This window comes from Sphingobium agri (genome assembly GCF_023051225.1).
Taxonomy (GTDB): domain Bacteria; phylum Pseudomonadota; class Alphaproteobacteria; order Sphingomonadales; family Sphingomonadaceae; genus Sphingobium; species Sphingobium agri.
In genome coordinates this window covers 79,088-94,128 of record NZ_JALKHS010000008.1, presented here as the reverse complement: position 1 = coordinate 94,128, position 15,041 = coordinate 79,088, and the positions used below count along the sequence as shown (strand labels likewise).

The following is a 15,041-nucleotide window of genomic DNA, read 5'->3' as shown; positions in this document are numbered from 1 at the left end:
CCACGCGTTTCACTCTCCTGCTTGCTGTGGCATAAACCGCCTTCATGGACTCTCGGCCGCGCAAGATCATCCATATCGATATGGATGCCTTTTACGCGTCGGTGGAGCAGCGCGACGATCCAAGTCTGCGCGGGAAACCCATCGCGGTAGGCGGCGGTGGGCCCAGGGGGGTGGTGGCGACGGCCAGCTATGAAGCGCGCGTTTTTGGCGTGAAGTCCGCCATGCCGGGCGCGCGAGCGCGGCGGCTCTGTCCGGACCTGCTGTTCGTGAAACCCCGATTTGAGGTTTACCGCGCGGTTTCGACTCATGTGCGTGAGATTTTCGCCCGCTTCACCGATGTCATTCAGCCCCTGTCGCTGGATGAAGCCTATCTGGACGTCACCGAAAACAAGGCAGGGTCATCGTCCGCCACCGCAATCGCGCAGCAGATCCGGCGCATGATCCGGGACGAAACCGGCCTCACTGCCTCAGCCGGCGTCTCCTACAACAAGTTGATCGCCAAGCTCGCGTCGGATCAGAACAAGCCGGACGGTATTTGCGTGGTGCGGCCGGACGAAGGAGCGCGCTTCATGGCGCAGATGCCGGTCCGGCGAATCCATGGTGTGGGACCCGTAACAGCGCGGCGGATGCAAGCTTTGGGAATAGAGACAGGCGCCGACTTGCTGGCCCGTGACCTTGGTTTCCTGCAGCAGCATTTCGGGAGCGCTGCGCCTTTCTACTATCGCGCCGCGCGGGGAGAGGATGATCGGCCCGTCCATGAAAGGCAGGAAAGGAAATCGGTCAGCGTCGAAGACACGTTCTTCGATGACCTGATCACTCAGGACGCCTTGGTCGCGGAAATCGACCGGATCGCGCAAAGCCTCTGGACCCGGATCGAGAAGAGCGGCGCCTATGGCCGCACCGTCGTCCTCAAGATCAAGTTCGCTGATTTCCGGATCATCACCCGGTCACGCAGTATGAACGCGCCGGTTCGCTCGCCAGACCTGCTCGCGGAAACTGCGCGCGCCCTGTTAATCGCCCAGTTGCCGCTGCGGATGGGCGCGCGGCTGCTGGGCTTGGGTGTCCATAATCTCGATGCTGAGGAGCCGGTCGAGCAAAGTCAGCAGCTCAGCTTCCCTCTTTAAAAACCGGTCAGAACGGCAGCCAGTTCCGCTTTTCCGTGAACTTCATGTAACCGGCGTTTACACCAAGCCGATACCCTACGCCGAGACGGATGGGGATCAACACGACGCTGCCCCAGCGAAGATAGCTCGCCGTAAAGCCGCCAACCAGATAGGCCGTGCCTTCCGCCGCGGGAAAACGGTGGTAAAGATCCTGCGTGTCGTAGAGATTATAGACCAGGACGAAGGTGTTGGCGGCGTTGCCCCCCACGTCGAAGCCGATCGACGGCCCGGTCCAATACACTTCCCGGCGCCCTTCCACCTTGTGGTTGAGCGTGCCCGATCCATAGCGCAGACCAACCACAAAGGCGCCCGACGCTTCCCGGCCAGCGATATAGGCGTTGGGGCGGCCCTGATCCTTCAGGATCTTTTCGATCATGCCAGCCAGCCCCTCTGCCCCCTTGCCGAAGACGCCTTCGGCAGCGCCGATCAGGTCATCTTCCTGATAGGATTCGCTGGGGCTCAACGCAGCGGGCGGAGAGTTGGCGGTGACGGGAGCTCCCGTCGCTGTACTATTTGCCGTGGATGCCGAAGACTCCGGTGCCGCACTGCTCGCTGGCGGAACGCTATTGTCCACACCCGGTTCGGTCGGCGTGCTGTTCGCCTGCGGCACGGGCGCGAGATCAGCGTCAATCGCGCTGTTCGGATCGACCGTGCGCACCTGCGCCTCCGCCGCGAGCGGACTGAATGCCACCCCGGCAACGGCAAGCGTCCATGCGCCACGTCGTGCCACGCGAGCCGACACTCGCCTTACCATCCCGATCATGCCCGCTACTCCCCGACTTTGCCGCTCTTCGACCATCTATCAGATTATCGGAAGCCAAGCTGAAACGACAATGAACGAACGGCGACCCGAGTCGATTCCGGGCTGGAACGAATCCGGCAGCGAAGTTTGTAAGAATTTCATGGCATAGCCCGTTGCCTTGCGGGAAAGCCGCCGTTATAGCGCTTCTCGCCTAGCCGCTGTCCCGCCCCAAGCGGGCGTTCAGGCCATGTTTGGAGACGTGGGTGAGTGGCTGAAACCAACGGTTTGCTAAACCGTCGTACTGGTAAATCCGGTACCGAGGGTTCGAATCCCTCCGTCTCCGCCATCATTCCGATATTAGATCACAGCTGCGGCAATCACGCCGGTATCAGACGGCGTTCGTAGCGCCAGCTGGCCCATAGCTGCTGCGCCATGCGGCTTGCCGTTCGCACGCGGCTTGGCGGTACGCGGTTGTGTGAGGCGGGTGCGGTCGACGCCAAGTCGGGTGGAAGATCGTGGAAGCCGCACACAGTGAGGCCTGGTAATCGGGCTGCGGCGCGGCAGAGAGAAGTGAACCGGCGCATGATTGCATGGTTGGGACGTTTGCGGTCGCGGCTGAGCATTTCGAAACTGTGCGTGACGACCACATAAGCCGCATGGCTTTCGCGCACGGCGTGGCGCAGTCCCGTGCGCATCTCCCCCGCCGACATCGCGCAGATTTGCGCGGGGCGGAAGCTGCCGCGCCGGTCCGTGATACCCGACACGGCAAGTTCGCCAACGCCGAAGCGGTGAGAAGGAGCGATCTGATCGCGAGCGCCGCTGATCCGGCAGCCATAGCGATGATAGGCCGGATTGACGCTGCTGTCCCAAGCCAGGCCGACGTCAGCAAGCGCCCGTAATGTATCGTCATTGGCGCCGAAATTTCCCGCGCGGAAGGCGGTAATCGGCGGTGCCCCCGCCTCCTCCAGCCATGCCTTGCCGAGGCGCAGCAATATGGCTTGGTCTGCTTGACTGAAGTCGCCGATGTTGCGGCCCAGTTGCCCGCTCACAGGAGAGTGACGCGCCCAGCGAAGCCATTCGCTGTGGATATGCAGCTGCACCTCATGTCCGCGTGCCACGATCGGCGCGACGATGGGTCTCAGAAACTCCGTCCCATATAAAAGCGCGGGCATCGGGTCGACGAAGAACACGCCCTTCAGGCCATGGCTCTCCAGCTCATCCATCTGCCAGCCAATGCCATAGGCTCGGCCCTCGGCTTCTCCCCAGATGGATGAACGGACATTGTCTTGCAGACCCATCCCCCGCTCATGAAGCAGCGACGATAATTCTGTGTCTACGGTGATCAGGACGGCGGTCATCATCAACGCCTTACTTCATCCATGTTAAGGAGCCGTAACGCCCATGCTGTTCGCGGACCATGGAGCGGCTACCAACAGGGACAGCCGCGCGCTACATCGCCTCATGATCTCGATTCATCCGCTAACCGGCCTGGCAGAAATATGTGAAGGTGACGACTTGGCCATGCTGTTGCGCGATGCGCTTGGGCGGGCCGGGCTGTGGCCGTTGCAAAAAGGCGATATACTGGTCGTCACGCAGAAAATACTGTCCAAGGCGGAAGGCCGCATGGTGGACCTCACTGAGGTCGAGCCTGGCGAGCAAGCGCTGGAACTGGCGGAAACGACGAGGAAAGATCCCCGCCTCGTCGAGCTTGTGCTTCGTGAAAGCAGCGCCATCGTACGTGCCGTGCCGCACATATTGATTACCCGGCACAGGCTTGGCCATGTCATGGCCAATGGTGGCATAGATCGATCCAATATCGGTCCGGGTGGCGCGGAACGGGCGCTGCTGCTGCCGGTGGACCCCGATGGATCAGCCGCCGCGCTTAGCCATGATCTTGCAAGCGAGGGCGCCGCTCCTGCCGTGGTCATTTCCGACAGCTTCGGACGCCCCTGGCGCCACGGTGTCGTGGGTGTGGCGATCGGCGCCGCGGGACTGCCGGCGCTCGTCGATCGGCGGGGCGAAGAGGACAGGGATGGTCGGCGGCTGGAAGTGACGCAGATCGCGCTGGCTGATCAGATTGCGACCGCCGCCGCCCTGATCACCGGTGAAGGGGCCGAAAGCATACCGGCTGTTCTCATGCGTGGAATGCGTCTGCCGCCCGGAGATGCTCCAGCCGCCACGCTTGTGCGGCCGATCGAAGAGGATTTGTTTCGATGAGCCGGGTCGTGACCCTGACCGGAGGCGTGGGCGGAGCCAAGCTGGTGCTGGGGTTGATGCAGATATGCCCGCCGGAACAGATCACCGCCATCGTGAACACGGGAGACGATTTCCGGCACCTGGGGCTTGCCATATCGCCCGACATCGACACGCTGCTGTATACCCTGTCCGGCAAGGCCAATAAGACGCAAGGCTGGGGCCGGGAGGGCGAAAGCTGGAGCTTCATGGATGCCGTCAAATCGCTAGGCGGCGAAGACTGGTTCCTGCTGGGCGATGGGGACCTGGCGCTGCATGTACTGCGGTCGCATCTGCTTGCAGAGGGCGAGACGTTAAGCGCTATCACGGCGCGGTTCGCTTCTGCGTGGGAGTTGGGTCTTTCCATTCTGCCGATGAGCGATGACCCTGTGGCCACTCATCTCACTACAAGTGAGGGCGACATGCCGTTTCAGCGCTATTTTGTCGAATGCCGCTGCGCGCCTGAGGTGGAGGCCATCCGGTTTGAGGGCGCCGAACGGGCGTCAGCGACGGCGGGCGTGATCGAAGCGATCACGGATCCAGCCACCAAGGCCATTCTGATAGCGCCCTCCAATCCCTGGCTCAGCGTAGACCCGATTCTGGCCGTGCCCGGCATAAAGGAGGCACTTGCGGTTACGCATGCACCGGTCGTGGCCGTGTCGCCGATCGTGGGCGGGCAAGCAGTCAAGGGGCCTACTGCGAAGCTGATGGGCGAGATGGGATTGGCCGTGACGAACGAAAGTATCGCCGCGCATTATGCCGATGTCATCGACGGCTTGCTGGTCGATGAGCGGGACGATGCGTCTGGCCTGACCATTCCACATGACGTCACCGACACGCTGATGAAGACGCTAGCGGACCGGGAACGCGTCGCGCGCGCTGCTTTGGCGTTGGCGGATCGGATCGCTGGCTGATCGTGAACTGCTGGGTCGTCATACCGATCAAGGCCCCGGAATGGTGCAAGACGCGGCTTGCGCCTGTCCTCGGCGATAGAGAGCGTCGAAAGCTGGTGGCTGACATGCTGGCACAAACCGTATCTGCCGCGCAAAGCATTGTCGGTCTGCAGCGGGTATTGCTACTCGGCCCGTCACGCCATGACCTACCAGGCGACATCCCGCTGCTTCCCGACGCTGGACAGGGGCTCAATGTGGCGCTGGAAGGAGCGCGGAATGCGGCTATCGGGGCGGGGGTTCGTCGGCTGCTGATAGTGTCGGCAGACTTGCCTTTGATCAAAGCTGACGATGTCGCCGCCCTGCTGAACCTGCCGGGGGAGAGTGTCGCCATCGCGCCCGACCATGCGGGCACGGGCACCAACGCTGTGTCGCTCCCCCTCCCCTCGGCCGCCAAGTTCGCGTTCCACTATGGCGATGGCAGCTTCGCCGCGCACCGGGCCGAAGCAGGCCGACTGGGCCTGCCCTTTCTCAGCCTTCGGCGGCGGGGACTGGAACTCGATGTCGACCGGCCGGAAGAACTCGCGTTCTGGCGGCAGAGCCAAGCTCACTGACATCGGCCCTTAAAGGGCGACGCCCGCCGAAGCCAGCACTGCGAGCGTCAGCAGTTCAGACGCATTGGACGACATGGTGGCGATCTGCACGGACTTCTCCATGCCCACAAGCATAGGTCCGATCATCGTCGTACCACCAAGTTCGCGCAGCAGCTTGGCCGAGATGTTGGCTGACTGGAGGCCCGGCATGACCAGCACATTGGCGGGACCCGACAGACGGCTGAACGGATAATTCTTCATGACCGTAGGATTGAGCGCCGCGTCGGCGGTCATCTCGCCCTCATATTCGAAATCGACATTCCGGCCGTCGAGCACCTTCAGCGCATCACGGACATTTTCCAGATGGCCACCCGGCGGGTTGCCGAAGTTGGAATAGGAAAGGAAAGCGACACGCGGGTCATGTCCCATGCGCCGCGCGACGGCGACTGTGCCCTCGGCGATATCGGCAAGTTCACTGGCGGAGGGCCGCTCATTGACCGTGGTGTCGGCCAGGAACACCGTCTTATCCTTCGACACCATGATATGAATGCCAAAGGCGGTGCGGCCCACCGCCGGATCCATGACGCGCTTCACTTCGCGCAGCGTCTGCGCGAACGGCCGCGTCACGCCGGTGATCATCGCATCGGCATGGCCCATGCTGACCAGCAAAGCACCGAATATATTGCGGTCCCGGTTGACCATACGCTCGCAGTCGCGCCGAAGATGTCCACGCCGCTGCAACCGGCCGTAGAGCGCATCCACCATCTCTGGGACCAGCGGCGAGTTGACGCTGTTGTGCAGTTCAAAGCTTTCAGGATCGCGGACGCCCAGCGCCTTCAGCTTGTCATAGACTTCGTTCCGCCCGACCAGCACGGGGATGCCATAGCCAAGGTCGCGGAACTGGATGGCGGCGCGCAGCACCACCTCCTCTTCTGCTTCGGCGAACACCACGCGCTTGGGGTTGGCTTTCGCCACCTCATAGGCGCTTGTCAGGACCGAGGTCGTGGGATTCAACCGACCTTTAAGCGATTGGCGATAGGCGGCCATGTCCGAAATGGGCTTTTGCGCAACGCCGCTTTCCATCGCAGCCTGCGCCACGGCCGCCGGAACGACCTCCATCAGGCGCGGGTCGAACGGTGCGGGTATGATGTAATCGGGGCCGAAACTGTGCGACCGGCCATAGGCCTTCGCCACTTCCTCGGGCACCTGCTCGCGCGCGAGTTCCGCGATCGCCTGGGCCGCGGCGACCTTCATCGGCTCGTTGATGCCTGTTGCCCGCACGTCCAGGGCGCCGCGGAAGATGAAGGGGAAGCCAAGCACATTGTTGACCTGGTTCGGATAATCCGAGCGCCCGGTCGCAACGATCGCGTCGGGCCGAACTTCCAGAACCTCGGGCGGGGCGATTTCCGGATCGGGATTGGCCATGGCGAAGATGATCGGCTTTTGCGCCATCGACTTCACCATCTCCTGCGACACGGCGCCCGCGACGGAGAGGCCGAGGAAAACGTCCGCACCCTTGATCGCTTCGCCAAGCGTCCGTGCATCCGTCTTCACCGCATGCGCCGACTTCCACTGGTTCATGCCTTCGGTGCGGCCCTGGTAGATAACGCCCTTGCTGTCGCACATGATGACATTGTCGTGCGCGACGCCGATCGCCTTGATCAGCTCGGTGCAGGAGATGGAGGCGGCCCCCGCCCCGTTCACCACCACCTTCATGTCCTTGAGATCGCGCCCTGTCAGCATCGCCGCGTTGATGACGCCCGCCGCCGCAATGATCGCGGTGCCATGCTGGTCATCGTGAAAGACGGGGATGTTCATCCGTTCTTTCAGCGTCTGTTCGATGATGAAGCATTCGGGTGCCTTGATATCCTCAAGGTTGATCCCGCCGAAGCTCGGCTCCATCAGCTCGACCGCGTCGATGAACTTGTCGACATCTTCGGTCTTGAGTTCGATATCGATCGAGTCGACGTCAGCGAAGCGCTTGAAGAGCACCGCCTTGCCCTCCATCACCGGCTTGGACGCGAGCGCGCCCAGATTGCCAAGGCCAAGGATGGCCGTGCCGTTCGAGATGACGGCGACGAGGTTGCCCTTGGCGGTATAGTCATAGGCGGTTTGTGGATCGGCCGCGATGGCGCGCACCGGAACGGCCACGCCCGGCGAATAGGCGAGGCTGAGGTCGCGCTGGGTCGCCATCGGCTTCGATGCGATGATCTCGATCTTGCCCGGCCTGCCAGTCGAATGGAAAAACAGCGCCTCGCGCTCGGAAAATTCCACGTTCGACTTATCTGCCATGACGCATCCGCCCCTCTTTACCTACTGATGAGGCCCTAGCGGCAAGGCGGACCTGTCGGCAAGCGCACGGCCACCTTTTTTCCACACCCTTTCCTGATCTGCTGCTTGCCGCTATCGCCAAAAGGCCATGCACAGCCCCAAGGATATCGCAGCGAGCCAGCCGACGCCGATGATGGCGCAATATCTGGCGCTGAAGGCGGAGGCGCAGGATTGCTTGCTCTTCTATCGCATGGGCGACTTTTTCGAACTTTTCTTCGACGATGCAAAGGCGGCGGCGGCCACGCTGGACATCGCGCTCACCAGCCGGGGGGAGCATGGCGGCGCGCCGATCCCGATGTGCGGCGTGCCGGTGCACAGCGCGGAAAATTATCTCGCCCGGCTGATCAAGGCAGGGCACCGGGTCGCCATCGCGGAACAGACGGAGACGCCCGCCGAGGCGAAGGCGCGGGGCAGCAAGGCGCTCGTCGCCCGCGCTATCGTGCGGTATGTGACGGCGGGCACACTCACAGAGGAGACGCTGCTCGATTCCCGGCGCGACAATATGCTGGTTGCGCTTGCCCAGACAGGCGGTGAAGGCACCGGCGAGATCGGGATTGCCGCCGCCGACATTTCAACAGGTCGGTTCGAGACGCTGACCTTGCGGTCGAGCGATCTTCCGGCAGAGCTGGCACGGCTGAGGCCCAGTGAGATCGTACTGCCCGATGGGTTCGATCTTGATCTGCCCGAGGCACATCCGTTCGACCGTGCAGCCTTTTCGAGCAACCGGGCGGAGGCAGCGCTCAAGCGGCTCTTTGGTGTCGCCACTCTCGACGGATTCGGTCAGTTCAGCCGCGCGGAGCTTTCCGCGATGGGCGGGCTGATCGCCTATCTCGACCATGCGGGCAAGGGCACCCTGCCCTTCCTGGCTCCACCCGTGCGGAAGACGAGCGGCGCCCATGTCGCGATTGACGCAGCGACGCGGGAAAGCCTGGAAATCACCGCCACGATGAGCGGCGCCCGGGCCGGGAGCCTGCTGGGGGCGGTGGACAGGACCGTCACGGGCGCAGGCGCGCGTCTGCTCGCACAGGACCTGTCAACTCCGTTGATGGACCAAGAGCTGATCGAGGCCCGGCTTGGACTGGTGCAACTGCTCCATGACGATCCGCTGCTCCGCGATCAGCTGCGTGCTGCGCTGAGGGCCCTTCCGGATATCGGGCGCGCTTTGGGACGCATCGCGGTGGGCCGGGGAAGCCCGCGTGACCTGGGGCAGCTTCGTGACGGCCTTAATGAGGCACGGATGCTGCGCGAGCGGCTGGGCAGATTGGCTGATCAGCCACTGCTGCTTCAACAATTGTTGCCAGCGCTGGATGGCCACGGCGCGCTGGTCGGCAGTCTTTCTCGCGCGCTGGTGCCCACCCCGCCTACCGAGACGGCCAATGGCGGCTATATCGCCGATGGCTACGACCCGGCTCTGGACGAACTGCGGCGGATGGCAGGCGATGGCAGGCGCGCCATCGCGGCTCTGGAAGCCAGCTATCGTGAGCGTACCGGCATCGCGTCACTCAAGATCCGGCATAATGGCGTGCTCGGCTATCATGTCGAAGTGCCCGCCCGATCCGCCGATCCGCTGATGCAACCGGACAGCGGCTTCACGCATCGCCAGACGCTGGCAGGCGTGGTGCGGTTCAACTCGGTTGACCTGCATGAGCAGGCAGGGCGTGTCGCGCAGGCAGGGGCCCATGCACTGGTGGCTGAAGCGGCCCATCTGGAGGATCTGATCGAGTCGGCGCTGGCGCGCAAGGCGGAGATCGCGTCTGCGGCGGACGCGCTCGCCAGGCTCGACGTCGCGGCCGCGCTGGCGGAGCGGGCCGCCGAAGGGGGCTGGCAGCGGCCCCACTTGCTGCCACAGGATGGCGAAGGACCGTGCCTGCAGATTATCGGCGGCCGTCACCCCGTAGTCGAGGACGCGCTGCGCAAGGAAGGGCAGCCCTTTGTCGCGAATGACTGCTGCCTGGGTGCAGATGATCGGCTTTGGCTGGTTACCGGGCCAAATATGGGCGGCAAATCGACCTTCCTGAGGCAAAATGCGCTGATCGTGATATTGGCGCAGGCAGGGAGCTATGTTCCGGCGCAGTCGGCGACGCTGACGTTGGTGGACCGGTTGTTCAGCCGGGTCGGTGCTTCGGACAATCTCGCGCGCGGACGATCGACATTCATGGTGGAGATGGTCGAAACCGCCGCCATCCTGGCGCAGGCGACCGAACGCAGCTTCGTCATCCTGGACGAAGTCGGACGCGGCACGTCGACCTATGACGGGCTGGCTCTTGCGTGGGCCGTCGTTGAAGCGGTGCATGAGGTCAATCGCTGCCGCTGCCTCTTCGCCACCCATTATCATGAGTTGACGCGGCTGGCGGAAACACTCTCCTCACTATCCCTGCATCATGTCCGCGCGCGGGAATGGAAAGGCGACCTCATATTGTTGCATGAGGTGGCACCTGGGCCAGCCGATCGCAGCTATGGCCTTGCCGTCGCGCGGCTGGCGGGATTGCCGCCCGCTGTGCTCAAGCGGGCCAAGGATGTGCTGAACAGGTTGGAAGCAGGGCGCGCCAAAACGGGCGGCATTGCGGCGGGGCTTGGCGACCTTCCCCTCTTTGCCGCTGCCGCCGCGCAGGAGGAAGATAAGGTCGACGCCCTGCGCGCGGCCATCGACCTGATCGATGCCGACGCCCTTTCTCCGCGCGAGGCGCTGGAGCAGCTTTATCACCTGAAACAACTGGCCGCGGCCAGCAGCTGACATTAGATTGAGCCGATGGTCATGCAGTACCCCTCCCTCGGCTCCCGCCGGTCCATCATCGATCGGCGCGCGATTTCGGACCGTATCCACGATCTGGCGCGGGAGCACAGGAGTGATCCGGCGAAGCTGCGCGGCCTGATCGTCCGGGAATTGAAGTCAGCCCTCGATGCCGGGCGCCTGGACGTTGCAAGGCGGTTGGAGGCCAAGCCGACGCGCGGGCGGGAGGCTGTGACGGCCTTCGCTTTCCTGATCGATCAGATTTTGCGGCTGTTGTACGACGCGACGACGCATCATCTTTACCCTGCCAGCAATCGCAGTACCGGTGAGCGCATCACGCTGATGGCGGTGGGCGGCTATGGACGCGGCGAGATGGCGCCCCACAGCGATGTCGATATCGCCTTCATCACGCCATGGAAGCCCACCGGGTGGACCGAGCAGGTCATCGAATCGATGCTCTATTCGCTTTGGGACCTGGGGCTGAAGGTTGGGCATTCCAGCCGGTCGATCGATGAAACCATGCGCATGGCCAAGGCGGACCTGACGGTTCGCACAGCGGTGCTGGAGGCCCGCTATGTCTGGGGTGACCGCGCGCTATATGAGGAAACCGCGCGGCGCTTCGATGCCGAAGTGATGCAGGGAACCGCCCGCGCGTTTGTCACCGAAAAGCTGGAAGAGCGGGACGAACGGCATAAGCGGATGGGTGACAGCCGCTATGTCGTCGAACCCAATGTCAAGGAAGGCAAGGGGGGTCTGCGCGACCTCCATACGCTGTTCTGGATCGGCAAATATGTGAACCGGGTGAAATCCGTCGCCGAACTGGTGGATGTTGGCCTGCTCACCGACCTTGAACTGCGGCAGTTCCAGAAGGCGGAGGATTTCCTCTGGGCTGTGCGGTGCCATCTGCATATGATCACCGGGCGGGCGGAGGACCGGCTGACGTTCGACCTGCAATTGGAAACGGCGACGCGGATGCATTTTACCGGGCGGCAGGGCCGGTCCGGTGTGGAGCGCTTCATGCGCTACTATTTCCTGAACGCGAAGATCGTCGGCGACTTGACCGCCGTGTTCCTTGCGCATCTCGATGACCAGTTGGGCGCCAAGGGACGGCGTTATATCCCGTCCCTCTTCCGCCGGCCGAAGAAGCTGGATGGTTTCGTGCTGGACCGTGGCCGCTTGGCATTGCCGAGCGACGACTTCTTTCAGCAGGATCCTGTGCGGCTGCTAGAAATTTTTGCCGTGGCCGATCGGCACGAGCTTGGCATCCACCCGAGCGCGATGCGGGCGGCGAGCAGGGACGCGGGCCTCATCACAGCCAAGGTCCGGCGCGATGCCCGTGCCAATGCCGCTTTCATGGATGTACTGACATCCCGCCGCGATCCGGAAACGGTGCTGCGCTGGATGAACGAATCGACCGTCTTCGGCCGCTTTATCCCCGATTTTCGCCGCGTCGTCGCGCAGATGCAGTTCGACATGTACCATCATTACACGGTCGATGAGCATACCATCCGCGCTGTCGGGCTTCTGGCGCGCGTGGAAAAGGGCGATCTGGAAGTAGATCATCCCCTTTCCACCGAGATCATGGGAAGGCTGCTGTCGCGCCGGGTGCTCTATGTCGCGGTTCTGCTCCACGACATCGCCAAGGGAAGGGGAGGCGACCACAGCATATTGGGTGCAGAGGTCGCGGAACATCTCTGCCCGCGTCTGGGGCTGTCCGCTGCGGAAACCGAGACCGTTGCCTGGCTGGTGCGGCACCATCTGCTGATGTCGGCCACCGCCTTCAAGCGCGACCTGGCGGATTACAAGACGATCCTGGATTTCGTGGAGGTGGTGCAAAGCCCGGAGCGGCTGCGCCTCCTCCTTTGCCTCACTGTCGTGGATATCCGCGCCGTCGGGCCTGGCGTATGGAACAGCTGGAAGCGGCAGCTTCTGGGCGACCTGTATGAAGCTGCCGAGGAAGTATTGCGCCTTGGCCACAAGCAAAAGGGACGCAGCGAGCGTGTCACCGCCAAGCAGGAATCGCTGCGCAACGCACTTGGCATGACGAAGGCCGAGTTCCAGAAGCTCAGCAATCGCCTGCCCGAATCCTACTGGATCGCCGAGCCAGAAGACATTCTGATCCACAATGCGCAGCATATATTGGCGTCCGGCGACGCGCCGCTGTCGATCGCTGCGCAATATTACCCGCAGCGCGGCGCGACGCTGGTCACCGTCTATGCCGCCGACCATCCCGGCCTGTTCTACCGGATTGCCGGTGCGATTCACCTTGCAGGCGGCAACATCATCGACGCGCGCATCCACACCACGCGGGATGGCGTCGCGATCGACAATTTCCTGGTGCAAGACCCGTTGGGCGGCGCTTTCCACAGCCCGGAGCAGTTGACCCGCATCCGCAATGCGATCGAGGATTCGCTGGCCAACCGTCACCGCATGATCACGAAGCTGGAAGCGCGCCCCCTGTCCCGCACCCGTGCCGAGGCGTTCCGCATCGAACCCAATGTGCTGATCGACAACAAGGCATCCAACCGCTTCACGGTGATCGAGGTCAATGCCCGTGATCGCCCTGCCCTGCTGTTCAGCCTCGCCAACGCGCTCTTCCAGTCGAAGGTCACGGTGCATAGCGCCCATGTCGCGACCTATGGCGAACGGGCGGTCGACACCTTTTACGTGACGGACCTTCTGGGCGGAAAGATCGAGAGCAAGGCGCGCATCCAGACATTGGAACGGCGGCTGCTGGAGGCTGCGGGCGATCAGGCGGATGAAGCGCTTCAGCAGGCCTGATTGCCGCCGCTAGACGATCTCCACCGTGTCGCCCGGGGCGAGCATCGGCAACAGCTTCAGCATGTCACCGCGATCGATCGCGATGCAGCCAGCGGTCGGACGACCTTCGGAGAGGTGGAGGAATATGGCACTCCCCTGCCCTGGCACCGGCGGCGCGTCATTGTGGCCAAGGATGACGATCACGTCATAGGCATCATCTTCGCGCAGCAACGACTCGGCTGAAAAAGGCCGTGGCAGATGGACTGGACGATTATAGGCTGGATCAGCCGGATCATCGGACCAGCCATCGCCCTCCCTCACCCAGCGCCAGGAAAGCTGGATAGCGGCGGGATCAATCTTCCCGGGGCGCAGCAACACGCCACGCAGCGGCCATTCGCCCAAAGGAGTGCAACCATCCCCTTCCCGCTTGTGGGCCGGCGCGCAAACGCCGCTGCGGCCCAGCGCGCATGCGATATCCAGCGCTCCGGCCCGCAGCCGGCCTGTCGCGCTGTCGACGTGGATGACGCTCATAGCTGGTGGCCGGTGCGGTCGCGCTTGGTGGCCAGATATTGTTCGTTATGGGGATTGGCCGCCAATATGATGGGCAGGCGCTCGGCGACCTTGACGCCGGCTTGCTCCAACCCCTCGACCTTCTTCGGGTTGTTGGTAAGCAGCCTGACCTCATCGATGCCCAACAATTCGAGCATGCGCGCCGCTACGGAAAAATCCCGCGCATCGATGGCAAAGCCGAGGCGGATATTGGCGTCGACCGTGTCGAAGCCCTGATCCTGCAAAGCGTAGGCGCGCAGCTTGTTGATCAGGCCGATGCCGCGCCCCTCCTGCCTGAGATAAAGCAGCACCCCCCAGCGAGAGTCGGCTATCCGGTGGAGCGCCTCATGCAGTTGCGGGCCGCAATCGCATTTGAGGCTCCCCAGCACATCGCCCGTCAGGCACTCGCTATGCAGCCGCACCACGGGCGGCGAGTCATCGCGCGTGCCGATGACCAGCGCAACATGCTCGCGCGGCTCGTCAGGACTGCGGAAGGCGATGATCTCGGCCGTTTCACTTGTAGAGACCGGCAACCGGGCGCGCGTTGCGATCGCAAGGTGCGCCGCATCATCATAAGCGTCGATGTCGCCTGCATCGACTGACGCTTCGCTTGATCCTTCTGATCCAACGAAGAAGGCGGGAAGAATGCCCGCGAGGCGGGCGAGCCTGAGCGTCGCTTTCGCTGCAGCCGGCGCGCCGAGCGGCTTTGCGGCAAATGGTCCCTTCAAGGGTGATGAGAGGTCGAGCACCGGATCGGCAATTGCAGCCGCCACATCGCCATCGATCCAGGGGGCGCGGGCGATCAGCACCGGCATGTCGGGATCAGCCGCCGCCAACTGGTTGGCAAGCTTCAACGTCTCGCCTCTGGCCGCCGCGACCAATATGTCAGCCTTGCCCGAAGGATCGAAAGCCTTCAGCGTCACCGCGTCCGCGCCTTCTACAGCCATGACATGCACCACGCCGTCCGCTGCATGGACGCTGATGGCCCAGCCACGACGAAGGGCATCTATTGCACGTGCGGCGGCGCGGGCATTCATGACAAGAGCCTCA

Annotated in this window: 11 protein-coding genes and 1 tRNA gene; 7 read left to right on the top strand and 5 right to left on the bottom strand. The window is 63.2% G+C overall.

The window, feature by feature from the left end; all coding sequences use genetic code 11:
• The first annotated feature begins 44 nt into the window (after positions 1-44).
• Positions 45-1,124, top strand: a complete 1,080-nt coding sequence (gene dinB, locus MU848_RS11620) for a DNA polymerase IV (protein WP_201515395.1) — start codon at positions 45-47, stop codon at positions 1,122-1,124.
• Between the two features lie 7 nt (positions 1,125-1,131).
• On the opposite strand, the gene MU848_RS11615 is transcribed toward dinB, so the two are convergent.
• On the bottom strand, positions 1,132-1,926 hold the full coding sequence (locus tag MU848_RS11615) for a DUF1134 domain-containing protein (RefSeq protein ID WP_201515396.1): 795 nt from the start codon (positions 1,924-1,926) through the stop codon (positions 1,132-1,134).
• Between the two features lie 232 nt (positions 1,927-2,158).
• Between MU848_RS11615 and MU848_RS11610 the strand changes: the two genes are divergently transcribed.
• Positions 2,159-2,251: transfer RNA gene (locus MU848_RS11610), tRNA-Ser, on the top strand.
• Between the two features lie 31 nt (positions 2,252-2,282).
• Here MU848_RS11610 and MU848_RS11605 read toward each other — a convergent pair.
• Positions 2,283-3,263 (bottom strand): polysaccharide deacetylase family protein, encoded by a 981-nt coding sequence (locus MU848_RS11605; protein WP_247232154.1) that lies wholly within the window; start codon positions 3,261-3,263, stop codon positions 2,283-2,285.
• A gap of 103 nt (positions 3,264-3,366) precedes the next feature.
• Here MU848_RS11605 and cofE point away from each other — a divergent pair, with 103 nt between their 5' ends.
• Genes cofE through cofC form a run of 3 tightly spaced genes read left to right on the top strand, consistent with a single transcriptional unit; the run spans position 3,367 to position 5,641 of the window.
• Positions 3,367-4,122 carry a coenzyme F420-0:L-glutamate ligase gene (gene cofE, locus MU848_RS11600; protein ID WP_201515519.1) on the top strand — a complete coding sequence of 252 codons (756 nt, stop codon included), beginning with the start codon at positions 3,367-3,369 and terminating at the stop codon, positions 4,120-4,122.
• The gene (gene cofD, locus MU848_RS11595; RefSeq protein WP_247232152.1) at positions 4,119-5,051 is read left to right on the top strand and encodes a 2-phospho-L-lactate transferase; all 933 of its coding nucleotides are present in this window, start codon (positions 4,119-4,121) and stop codon (positions 5,049-5,051) included. Before cofE ends, cofD begins: the two co-directional genes overlap by 4 nt.
• Before the next feature lie 2 nt (positions 5,052-5,053).
• Positions 5,054-5,641 (top strand): 2-phospho-L-lactate guanylyltransferase, encoded by a 588-nt coding sequence (gene cofC / locus MU848_RS11590; protein ID WP_247232149.1) that lies wholly within the window; start codon positions 5,054-5,056, stop codon positions 5,639-5,641.
• A gap of 9 nt (positions 5,642-5,650) precedes the next feature.
• Here cofC and MU848_RS11585 read toward each other — a convergent pair whose 3' ends face one another.
• Positions 5,651-7,912, bottom strand: a complete 2,262-nt coding sequence (locus MU848_RS11585) for an NADP-dependent malic enzyme (RefSeq protein WP_097090580.1) — start codon at positions 7,910-7,912, stop codon at positions 5,651-5,653.
• 127 nt (positions 7,913-8,039) lie between these two features.
• On the opposite strand from MU848_RS11585, the gene mutS reads away from it, so the two are divergent.
• Positions 8,040-10,685, top strand: coding sequence for a DNA mismatch repair protein MutS (gene mutS, locus MU848_RS11580; RefSeq protein WP_247232140.1), 2,646 nt, complete (start codon positions 8,040-8,042; stop codon positions 10,683-10,685).
• Positions 10,686-10,700: 15 nt separating this feature from the next.
• Positions 10,701-13,463 carry a [protein-PII] uridylyltransferase gene (locus tag MU848_RS11575; protein ID WP_247232138.1) on the top strand — a complete coding sequence of 921 codons (2,763 nt, stop codon included), beginning with the start codon at positions 10,701-10,703 and terminating at the stop codon, positions 13,461-13,463.
• A 9-nt stretch (positions 13,464-13,472) separates the two neighbouring features.
• Here the strand turns inward: MU848_RS11575 and MU848_RS11570 are convergent, their stop codons facing one another.
• Both MU848_RS11570 and ribA read right to left on the bottom strand, forming a co-directional pair.
• Positions 13,473-13,973 carry a L,D-transpeptidase family protein gene (locus MU848_RS11570; RefSeq protein WP_247232128.1) on the bottom strand — a complete coding sequence of 167 codons (501 nt, stop codon included), beginning with the start codon at positions 13,971-13,973 and terminating at the stop codon, positions 13,473-13,475.
• Complete coding sequence (ribA, locus tag MU848_RS11565; RefSeq protein ID WP_247232118.1) at positions 13,970-15,028, bottom strand: GTP cyclohydrolase II; 1,059 nt, start codon at positions 15,026-15,028, stop codon at positions 13,970-13,972. Before ribA ends, MU848_RS11570 begins: the two co-directional genes overlap by 4 nt.
• Positions 15,029-15,041: the final 13 nt, after the last annotated feature.

What these genes read in the sequence shown, in the direction of transcription:
- dinB (WP_201515395.1), top strand. Translation starts at nt 45, where the DNA reads ATGGACTCTCGGCCGCGCAAGATCATCCATATCGATATGGATGCCTTT.
- MU848_RS11615 (WP_201515396.1), bottom strand. Translation starts at nt 1,926, where the DNA reads ATGATCGGGATGGTAAGGCGAGTGTCGGCTCGCGTGGCACGACGTGGC.
- MU848_RS11605 (WP_247232154.1), bottom strand. Translation starts at nt 3,263, where the DNA reads ATGACCGCCGTCCTGATCACCGTAGACACAGAATTATCGTCGCTGCTT.
- cofE (WP_201515519.1), top strand. Translation starts at nt 3,367, where the DNA reads ATGATCTCGATTCATCCGCTAACCGGCCTGGCAGAAATATGTGAAGGT.
- cofD (WP_247232152.1), top strand. Translation starts at nt 4,119, where the DNA reads ATGAGCCGGGTCGTGACCCTGACCGGAGGCGTGGGCGGAGCCAAGCTG.
- MU848_RS11585 (WP_097090580.1), bottom strand. Translation starts at nt 7,912, where the DNA reads ATGGCAGATAAGTCGAACGTGGAATTTTCCGAGCGCGAGGCGCTGTTT.
- mutS (WP_247232140.1), top strand. Translation starts at nt 8,040, where the DNA reads ATGCACAGCCCCAAGGATATCGCAGCGAGCCAGCCGACGCCGATGATG.
- MU848_RS11575 (WP_247232138.1), top strand. Translation starts at nt 10,701, where the DNA reads ATGGTCATGCAGTACCCCTCCCTCGGCTCCCGCCGGTCCATCATCGAT.
- MU848_RS11570 (WP_247232128.1), bottom strand. Translation starts at nt 13,973, where the DNA reads ATGAGCGTCATCCACGTCGACAGCGCGACAGGCCGGCTGCGGGCCGGA.
- ribA (WP_247232118.1), bottom strand. Translation starts at nt 15,028, where the DNA reads ATGAATGCCCGCGCCGCCGCACGTGCAATAGATGCCCTTCGTCGTGGC.